We start from the raw sequence: 9,469 nt of genomic DNA, 5'->3' as shown, positions 1-9,469 counted from the left end.
GACAAACCGGAATTGGAGCGCGGTTATTTGAAAACTGGCGCGGGCTGTTTGTTCGAGAGCAATGTTTACGCGATCGGCGATCTGGCCAAACTGGGGCTTTTGGTCGAAGCCATCGGCGGCGGACGCGAAGCCGCGCTGCGTATTCACGCCGCGTTGACCAATACCGAATACACTGAGCCAAAAGCGTTGATCGCGCCGGACAAATTGGCGCTGGAATATTTTAGCAAAGCAGAAAACTCGCAGAGTCAAACCACGGTTGGTGAGCAGGGTCGAATCACGGTCTGCGAACCGCTCAAAGAAGCCCTGCGCTGCGTAAGCTGCGGGACCTGCCGCGACTGCCAGATGTGCCTCAAATCCTGTCCGGAAAACGCCATTTCGCGCGTGGTTGTGAGCGACGGCGATTACAAATATGTTTCCGAGCCGCAAAAATGCATCGGCTGCGGCATCTGCGCCGGCGTCTGCCCCTGCGGTGTCTGGACGCTCAAGGATAATCCGCTCTGATTTTTATTTCGGGCTTTTGCTCAAATTGACGCAGCCGTTTTTGGTGACGATGAGCATGTCCTCGATGCGCACGCCGCCCAATCCTTTAATATAAAGGCCTGGCTCAATGGTGATGACCTGTCCGGCTTGGAGCGTGTCCTGTCCGGCGAGGGCGGGAATTTGCGCCAGAGCTTCGGTGATGACGGCGCGGGATTTAAGCAGTTTCTTGGGGGAGAGCAGCTTGGCTTTGGCCAGCGCATTCACAATATCCTGACCTGTCCGGCGCGCGGTCGGCGACTTGTAGGAGATGGTCGGCGGCTCATGGATTTTTAGGCCTACGCCGTGGCCGGTGGTGTGCGTGAAATATTTAGCCAGTTTGTGTTTTTGGAAAAAATCCCGCCCGGCCCGGTCGATGGCCGCAATAGACGCGCCGGCTTTGACCAGACGGATCTGTTTTTTCTGCGCGGCCAAAACTATTTTATAGATTTTTTGCAGTCTGCGGTCAGGCTGGCCGAGAAAAAAAGTCCGCGTCAGATCAGAGCAATAGCCTTTGTAACGCGCGCCCATGTCGATATAAATAATGTCATTTTTCTGAATTTTCTTCTTGGAAGTTGGGCCGTGAAACAACGCGGTGCGCTGGCCGGAGCAGACGATCGGCTGGAAAGCCAGCCGCCGGTCGCCGCCGCGCTGAATAATTAATTTTTGGATCTTGGCCGCGACTTGCTTTTCGGTCAGCCCGGCGTGAATGAATTGGCGGATTTCCGCGAAGACACGGTCTGTGATTTTCTGCGCTTGCCGAATGGCTTGCAGGCGGTTCATAAACCTAAAATATATTCCAGCGCGAGGCGGTAAGAATCCTGGCCAAAGCCGGCGATCTGGCCGAGGCAGACCGGCGCGATAACGGACTCGTGGCGAAATTTCTCCCGCGCGTAAATATTGGAGAGATGCACTTCGATGACTTTGGCTTTGACACCGCTGATCGCGTCGCGTATGGCGATGCTGTAATGCGTGTAAGCGCCCGCGTTAAGAATGATGTAGTCAAATTTCTTTTTGCTCTCCTGAATTTTATTAACCAGTTCGCCCTCGACATTGGATTGGTAAAACTCGATTTGCGCGCGGCGCTTTTGGGCCAGCGCGGCAAGTTTTTTATTGAGAGAGGCCAGACTGGTCTGGCCGTATATTTTTTTCTCGCGGTTGCCTAGCAGGTTGAGATTTGGCCCATGAACAACTAAAATTCTTTTCATTAGAAAAATCCTTCTCTCTCAAATAATATTCAGCGCCGCAACGATCTCCGCATATTCTACCGGACAAATAACCGGTTTGCCTATAGCTTGAAGCAAAACCATGCGCAGCCTGCTGTCCGCGACTTTTTTGTCACTTTGCATGATGCGGTAAATCTGGCCGGGATTGAGGCGGCGGCCGGTATGTGTGGGCAGACCCAGCTGGATAAAAAGTTTTTGCAGCTTGTCCAGAGTTTGCCAGGGGAGGTAGCCGCGCGTTATGGAAATATGCGCCGCGCCAAGCGAGCCCAGAGCGACGGCTTCACCATGACTGATGCGGTAATGCGAAACTGTTTCCAGAGCATGACCGATAGTATGGCCAAAATTTAAGACCGCGCGCCGATTGCTTTCACGCTCGTCGGCGCTGACTATTTTCGCTTTGATGCGACAGCACTGCGCCAGCAGCTCGGCAGAGCACTGCGCCAGCAGCTCGGCAGAGCGCTGGGTGAGCAGCTCGGCAGAGCACTGCGCCAGCAGCTCGGCAGAGCGCTGGGCGAACGGCTCGGCGGTGCTGTCCGCCTTTTGACTCAGCGTGGTCAGGAGGCGCGGCGCGGCGATCAGTCCGTATTTGACGATCTCGCCCAGACCGCAGCGCATCTCCCGCGCGGGCAGAGTGCGCAAAGTCCGCGTGTCGGCGATCACGAGTTTGGGCTGATAAAAAGCGCCGATCAGATTTTTGCCCAGCGGATCGTTGACCGCGGTTTTGCCGCCGACACTGGAGTCGACTTGCGCGAGCAGGGTGGTGGGCAGCTGCACGAAATTTATCCCGCGCAGATAGACCGCCGCCGCAAAGCCGGCTAGATCGCCGACCACGCCGCCACCCAGCGCCGCGATGGTGTCGCTGCGCTCAAATTTGTTTTGGATCAGAAAACGCAAAACCTTTTGCAGGGTGCTGAAAGATTTATATTTTTCGCCATCGCCGATCAGATAAACAAAAACTTGATAGTGCTTGGCCAGATTGATCTGCAGCTGCCGTCCGTAGAGGCCGAAAACTTTTTTATTGCTGACGATCAAAATTTTGCCGTGCAGATCTAACTCGCTCAACAGCTGACAGCTTCGGGACAACAGACCTGCGCCGATCCGCACGGTGTAAGAACGCTGGGCTAATTTTACTTCTACGGACGGCATAACGGCTCCAATTTTAACATTTTTAAAATTTCGGCGGCGGTTTTTTCGGGTAGTCCGGTGTAGGTTTCGACGACGGCTTGCGCGGCGGCCAGATACAGCGGTTGCCGCACGGCCAGCAGGTTTTGGATTTCCGCCAATTTGTTTTCTTGGGGCAGTAGCGGCCGCGTCACGTCATCTGCCACGCGCTTCAATATCTCAGCCGGTTCGGTTTTTAAATAAACTACAATGCCGAGTTTTTTTAAAAGATCCCGATTGTCTGCGGACAAAACAATGCCGCCGCCTGTGGCGATGACCGCGCTGTCCAGACCGTGCAGTTCTTGGAGCGCCGCCGTTTCCTGTTTGCGGAAAAATTCCTCTCCGCGCTGTTCAAATATTTTAGCGCAGGTCAGGCCGTTTTTTTGTTCGACGACCTGGTCGGTGTCGAGAAATTTGTAGCCGAGTTGTTTGGCCAAAATCCGGCCAGTAGAAGTTTTGCCGCTGCCCATGAATCCGATCAGGATTAGGTTCATACCGTTATTTTAACACGGAATTATTCCGGTTGATATAAAAAACCCGCGCCTGATTTTACAAGATCAAGCGCGGGTAAAAAATTGCAGCAGCGGATTTAGAGATTTTTAAAGGACTTGATCCCGCTGTACACCGCGTTGCTGCCCAGCTCTTCCTCGATGCGTAGCAGCTGATTGTACTTGGCAATGCGGTCGGTGCGCGAGGCCGAGCCGGTCTTGATCTGGCCGGCGTTGAGCGCCACGGCGATGTCGGCAATCGTCGAGTCTTCGGATTCGCCCGAACGGTGCGAAATGACCGCGGTGTAGCCGGCCTTTTGCGCCATTTGCACGGCCGCAAAAGTTTCGCTCAAAGAGCCGATCTGATTGACCTTGATGAGAATAGAATTAGCGATACCTTTTTTGATGCCCTCGGCCAAAATTTTTACGTTGGTCACAAAAAGATCATCGCCGACCAGCTGGATCCGGCCGCCCAGTTTGTTGGTCAGATATTTCCAGCCGTCCCAGTCGCCTTCGGCCATGCCGTCTTCTATAGATATGATCGGATAGATATCCGCTAGACGACCGAGATACTGGGCGAATTGCTCGGAAGTCAGCTCTTTGTTTTCACTTTCCAGCAAATATTTCTTTTTCCTGGCGTCGTAAAATTCGCTGGAAGCCACATCGAGCGCGATGAAAACATCTTTGCCCGGTTTATAACCGGCGGCCTGGATCGCCTCAATGATCACGCGGATCGCTTCCTCGTTGGATTTTAAATTTGGCGCAAAACCGCCTTCGTCGCCGACCGCGGTGTTCAGCCCCTGACTTTTCAGCACCTTTTTCAAATGGTGAAAAACTTCCACGCCAGTGCGCAGAGCTTCTTTGAATGTCGCCGCGCCGGCCGGTACGATCATGAATTCCTGAAAATCGATGTTGTTGTCCGCGTGCGCACCGCCGTTGATGATATTCATCATCGGCACTGGCAACTCATTGGTATACGTGCCGCCCAGATAGCGGTACAGCGGTACTTCCAGCGCGGCGGCGGCGGCTCTGGCCGTAGCCAGCGAAACGCCGAGTATCGCGTTGGCGCCCAGTTTTTTCTTGAAAGGCGTGCCGTCCAGTTTGAGCATAGCGCTGTCGACGGTCAATTGATCGAGCGCGTCGAGGCCGAGTACTTTTTTGGCGATGAGCGTGTTGACGTTATGCACGGCTTTTTGCACGCCTTTGCCCAGATAGCGTTTTTTGTCACCGTCGCGCAGCTCTAGAGCCTCGCGCGAGCCAGTCGACGCGCCAGACGGAACTATCGCGCGGCCTAAAGCTCCGTTGGCCAAAAGGACTTCGACTTCCACGGTCGGATTGCCGCGGCTGTCCAGCACCTCGCGGCCTTTGATCTCTACTATTGTTGTTGCCTTGCACATAATTTTCTCCTTTGCTATTTAAGATTTTGTCCCCAAAAGCGCGGGGATTATAGCACAGGCTGATATTTTTGGGCAGGCTGGAAATTTACGAAATTAATTTTTCCGGGGCTTCACGAGCATAATACGCAGCGCGTTCAGGATCGCCAGAAAACAAACGCCGACATCGCCGAAAACCGCGAACCACATGCCGGCCCGTCCCAGCGCGCTCAGCAGCAAAATTGCCGCTTTGATGCCCAGCGCAAAAATAATATTTTGCCAGACGATGCGCCGTGTGATCCGCGCGATCCACATTGCTGTGGGCAGTTTGGACGGCTCGTCGGTCATTAACACAATATCCGCCGCTTCGATGGCTGCGTCCGAACCGACACCACCCATAGCTACGCCCACAGCGCTGGCGGCCAGCGCCGGCGCGTCATTGATGCCGTCGCCGACAAAGATCGTTTTGCCGCCGCTTTGGGCTAACGCTTCCAGCTGCTCGACTTTTTCCTGCGGCAATAATTCCGCGTAAACTTTGTTTATGCCAAGCGCGGCGGCGATCTGCCGCGCGGTGTTTTGATTGTCGCCGGTGAGCAGCACAATGTCTTTGCCAAGTTTGCTTAATTCCGTGACGGCCTGTCGGCTGTCCGGCTTTATTTCATCGGCGATAGCTATAGCGCCGGCGAATTTTTGGTCTACGGCCAGATAAATGACCGTGCCGTCCGGCGCGCCGAAAAGGGCCTTGTCTGGCAGCGGCACATTTTCCTGCGCCAGCATTTTGGCGTTGCCGGCCAAGACCGTTTTTCCATCCAGTTTTATTTTAAGCCCCTGTCCGGCAATTTCCGCAAGCTGGGTCACGCGGGCGCCGTCCGGTTTTTTTCCGTAAGCCTGCCGTATCGAAACGGCGATTGGGTGATTGGAATGTAGCTCGGCGTGCGCGGCGGTTTCCAGCAGTTTTTCCGCCGTCCAGCCGTCCGCCGGCCGGACCTGCGTCACGGAAAAAACTCCTCTGGTCAAAGTGCCGGTTTTGTCGAACACCACAGTCCCGGCGTCATTGAGCGCGTCGAGATAATTGCCGCCTTTGACCAAAATACCGTTTTGCGAGGCCGTGCCGATGCCGGCAAAAAACGACAGCGGCACGGAAACAACCAGCGCGCAGGGACAGGACACGACCAAAAAAGTCAGCGCGCGGTACAGCCAATCGGTAAACGCCGCGCCGCTGATAAATAACGGCGGCAGGACAGCCAGCAGCGCGGCCGCGCCGACCACGGCCGGCGTGTAATAACGCGCGAATTTGGTGATGAAATTCTCCACCGGCGCTTTTTTCTGCTCGGCGTTTTCCACCAGACGCAGAATTTTGCTGACCGTGGATTCGCCGAATACTTTGTCCACACGGATAGTCAGCAGGCCGCTTTGATTGACCGAGCCGGATAAAACTTCGCTGCCGGCAGATACCTCGCGGGGCAGGGATTCGCCGGTGAGCGCGGATACATCCAGCGTGGAGCGGCCTTCTATGACAGCGCCGTCCAGCGGGATTTTTTCGCCCGGCCGGACAATAATAACCGCGCCGACCGGCACATCCGCCGGATCAACTTTTTCCCCGCCGGGCAGCACGGCAAAATCCGGCCGAATATCCATAAGCGTGGTGATGGCCTGACGCGACCGCGCGACCGCCCGCTCCTGAAAACTCTCGCCGATCTGATAAAAAAGCATAACGGCCGCGGCTTCGGGATACTCGCCGATCGTGAACGCGCCGATGCTGGCCAGACTCATCAAAAAATTTTCGTCAAAAATCTGGCCGCGCGGAATGTTCTTGATGGCCTGCCAGACAACTTCTCCGCCGATTAAAATGTAGCTGGCCAGAAACACCAGCAAGCGCGCGGTATTGTCCAGCTGGAGAAACAGTCCGGCCAGAAAAAACGCCGTGCCGCTGAAGAGGCAGAAATATTTTAGTCCAGGCCTTGAGGGGTTAGCTGTTTGTTTTTCCGCGCCGCAAGTTTCGCACATAATTATTTCCTTTCGCGGACATGCGCCAGTCCCAGTTTGAAAATGGCGCTGACATGCTTATCATCCAGAGAGTAATAAACGATTTTGCCTGCTTTACGGTGCTTGACCAGCTTGGTCTGGCGCAAAACTCTTAATTGGTGCGAGATAGCCGATTTGGTCATGCCGAGCAGCGCGGCGATATCGCAGACGCACAACTCGGCGTGTAGCAGGGCGCTGATGATCCTGACCCGCGTCGAGTCGCCAAACACTCTGAGCAGATCGGCCAGCTCCAGCAAAGAATTTTCGTCTGGCAGCGACCGGCGCACTTTGTGCACCAGCTGTTTATGAATGACGCAGCAATCGCACACCGCGTCATTGCTATGATTGAATAATTGAGCACTCATTCAACTATTATAACGTAAAAAAATAACTTGTCAACAAAGAAAAAAGCAATCACTCCGGATAATTTTCTGGCTTGGAAATAAGCGGTTAGTTAATCTCTACCACTGACTGTTGTGCGCCGAATGGCGAGGTTTCCGTAACGGGGTTGCGCGGGTCGGGGCGATGCTTGCCGTCGATCACGAACTGATAATTGTAGCGTCCGGCTTGCAGCGGTAAAAAAGTATACCAAAGGCCTTTTTGCTCCAGCCTGATCAACGGCGAGGCCTCTGGTGTCCAGTTGTTAAAATCACCGGAAATATTGACCGCCTGCGCTTCGGTGTTTTGAATAGCAAAACAAACGCCGAGCGCGGTTTGCGGCGGTTGGGCCGGCGGATTGTTAAAAACATTTTCTAAAATTTCCTGGTTTTGCCAGATGATAATTTCGTTGGCCAGAGCCAGATAATCAAGATAAGCCAGAGAGCGCGGCTGAAAATCCGCCACTGGCAAACCGGCCTGCGCGGCTTCGCGGATCACGCTGTCGCGGTTGATCCTGGTGTGCAGCAGCGCCGCGCCGTAGTCGCGCTTAAATCTCTGGGCAAAAGTTTGCGCGAAATCCGAATCCGGCTCATACAGGGAAAGCAGGTATTTAATGTCCAGCAGATGTTTGGTTTTTTGGCAGAGCATCTGGATCGTTTCGATGAGTTTGCGCAGTCCGTCCAGGCCAAATTTGCTCGGCTCGACCGGCACCAGCACTTTGTCCGCGGCCAGCAGCGCGTTCACGCTCAAAAGCCCCAGATGCGGCGGACAATCAATGATGACCGTTTGATAATTTCGGCCAAAATCCGCCAGCATCTTGCGCAGATAATATTCGCGGCCGGTCACGCTGGCCAGTTTTTGCTCCAGCGCGATGAGGGAAATATTGGACGGCAGCAGGTCAAGATTTTCTTTAATGTTTAGCAGCGCGTTTTGCGGCGGCTCAGCCTTGAGCAGCACATCGCTGATCGTGCGGCTTAATTTTTGCTCATTGACGCCGAGCCCCAGCGAGCTGTGTCCCTGCGGATCAAAATCGATGATCAGGGTTTTTTGTTTTTTTTGCGCCAGCGCCGCGGCCAGATTGATCGTCGTGGTAGTTTTGCCGCAGCCGCCTTTTTGATTGATGATCGCAATAACAGACATTTACTTTTCAAAACCCCCAAACCTGAATCAGTCTTTGACAAAAACAAGCGTAGATTTTAGCAGGGAAGAGTTGTTTTGACCAGCAGCGGATTAGTATTTGTCGAAAAACTGAAAAAATTTAGCGGGCGATAATTCCAACCCGCTGATGATCTTGAGCAGGGTATTCAGGCGCGGCTCACGCTCGCCTTTTTCGACACGCAGCAACACCGGGTCTTTCAAGCCGGAACGTAAAGCTAGCTGACAGACGCTCAAATTTTGTTTTTTGCGTAGCGCGGTAATGTATTTGCCAATATCGACAGCATCGTAACGCAGATCGAATTCTTTCTTGAAAGTTCTCCTGTCAGTTGACATGAATAAATAATAAGGTATAATTTTAATGTTCTCCTACCAATTGACAGGAGACAAAAATTAAAAGGGGGATTTATATGACTATAGCGGCAGGCCAGAAAATGTATGCGGACGATATTTTGAATTTGCTTTTTTTTCCTAAAGGCCTGATCTTGCAGTACGACGGCACAAGCTGGCAGGACAATGTCACGCTCAAGGGCTGGTATCAGTGCGCCGGGCAGGAGACACCTTACGGGGCAACGCCGGATCTGCGGGATAAATTTATCATGGGCTATAACGGCAGCCGCACGGGCGGCAATAATTCTCTGGAGCTGTCCACCGCCAATTTGCCGGCGCATGGTCACAGTTTAAATAATATGTCCGTGAGCGGCCTCTCGATGATCCCGGGCGGAGCGCATGAACATTCCGGCAACGGCACGACGAACTCCGGCGGCGGCGGACATGTGCATGCTGTTTCCGGAAACACAGGTGAGATGAGCGGAGATAATTATGGTGAATTTTCTGTTTCAAGTGATCGCGGTGTAATTCGTTCTGGTGGCTATTGTCTTGGCAGGGCGACGGCAGGAATAGCCTGCGGTGGTGGCTCAGTAGAAACTACACGAGACGCCGCTGGGACTGGCGTCAAAATAAATTTATCTCATACGCATAGCATTTCAGTTTACACTTCTGAGAATGGCGGGACGCATTTACACGATGTCAATGTAAATATCCCCGAAAGCGGCTCGCATACGCACGCTATTACTGGCGGGTCTATTTCCGGCGCTGTAGGCAGCTCCGGCTTGGGCGCGGCGTTCGACAATAGGCCGAGTTATTA

Annotated in this window: 11 protein-coding genes; 2 read left to right on the top strand and 9 right to left on the bottom strand. The window is 53.6% G+C overall.

From position 1 onward, the window contains the following. On the top strand, nt 1–501 hold a 501-nt coding region (locus tag LBJ25_03540), incomplete at its 5' end, for a 4Fe-4S binding protein (GenBank protein ID MDR1453030.1). A gap of 3 nt (nt 502–504) precedes the next feature. On the opposite strand, the gene LBJ25_03535 is transcribed toward LBJ25_03540, so the two are convergent. The 9 genes from LBJ25_03535 to LBJ25_03495 form a co-directional block, all read right to left on the bottom strand. After that, complete coding sequence (locus LBJ25_03535) at nt 505–1,299, bottom strand: M24 family metallopeptidase (GenBank protein MDR1453029.1); 795 nt, start codon at nt 1,297–1,299, stop codon at nt 505–507. Next, a complete protein-coding gene (gene aroQ / locus LBJ25_03530) occupies nt 1,296–1,724 on the bottom strand; it encodes a type II 3-dehydroquinate dehydratase (protein MDR1453028.1) in 429 nt (142 codons plus the stop codon). Before aroQ ends, LBJ25_03535 begins: the two co-directional genes overlap by 4 nt. A gap of 18 nt (nt 1,725–1,742) precedes the next feature. Then, nucleotides 1,743–2,888, bottom strand: a complete 1,146-nt coding sequence (aroB, locus tag LBJ25_03525) for a 3-dehydroquinate synthase (protein ID MDR1453027.1) — start codon at nt 2,886–2,888, stop codon at nt 1,743–1,745. Beyond that, nucleotides 2,876–3,397, bottom strand: coding sequence for a shikimate kinase (locus tag LBJ25_03520; protein ID MDR1453026.1), 522 nt, complete (start codon nt 3,395–3,397; stop codon nt 2,876–2,878). Before LBJ25_03520 ends, aroB begins: the two co-directional genes overlap by 13 nt. 95 nt (nt 3,398–3,492) lie before the next feature. Next, on the bottom strand, nt 3,493–4,788 hold the full coding sequence (gene eno / locus LBJ25_03515) for a phosphopyruvate hydratase (GenBank protein ID MDR1453025.1): 1,296 nt from the start codon (nt 4,786–4,788) through the stop codon (nt 3,493–3,495). Between the two features lie 93 nt (nt 4,789–4,881). Continuing rightward, on the bottom strand, nt 4,882–6,771 hold the full coding sequence (locus tag LBJ25_03510) for a heavy metal translocating P-type ATPase (GenBank protein MDR1453024.1): 1,890 nt from the start codon (nt 6,769–6,771) through the stop codon (nt 4,882–4,884). A 2-nt stretch (nt 6,772–6,773) separates the two neighbouring features. Continuing rightward, nucleotides 6,774–7,154 (bottom strand): metalloregulator ArsR/SmtB family transcription factor, encoded by a 381-nt coding sequence (locus LBJ25_03505; GenBank protein ID MDR1453023.1) that lies wholly within the window; start codon nt 7,152–7,154, stop codon nt 6,774–6,776. A gap of 85 nt (nt 7,155–7,239) precedes the next feature. Beyond that, on the bottom strand, nt 7,240–8,307 hold the full coding sequence (locus LBJ25_03500) for an AAA family ATPase (GenBank protein ID MDR1453022.1): 1,068 nt from the start codon (nt 8,305–8,307) through the stop codon (nt 7,240–7,242). Between the two features lie 90 nt (nt 8,308–8,397). Then, nucleotides 8,398–8,658 carry a helix-turn-helix domain-containing protein gene (locus LBJ25_03495; protein MDR1453021.1) on the bottom strand — a complete coding sequence of 87 codons (261 nt, stop codon included), beginning with the start codon at nt 8,656–8,658 and terminating at the stop codon, nt 8,398–8,400. A gap of 74 nt (nt 8,659–8,732) precedes the next feature. Here LBJ25_03495 and LBJ25_03490 point away from each other — a divergent pair. After that, nucleotides 8,733–9,469 (top strand): hypothetical protein (locus LBJ25_03490; GenBank protein ID MDR1453020.1); only part of this gene is annotated, 737 nt, incomplete at its 3' end.

The organism is Candidatus Margulisiibacteriota bacterium, from assembly GCA_031268855.1.
In the GTDB taxonomy this organism is placed as follows: Bacteria; Margulisbacteria; Termititenacia; order Termititenacales; family Termititenacaceae; genus Termititenax.
This window is presented reverse-complemented; position numbering and strand designations above follow the sequence as displayed.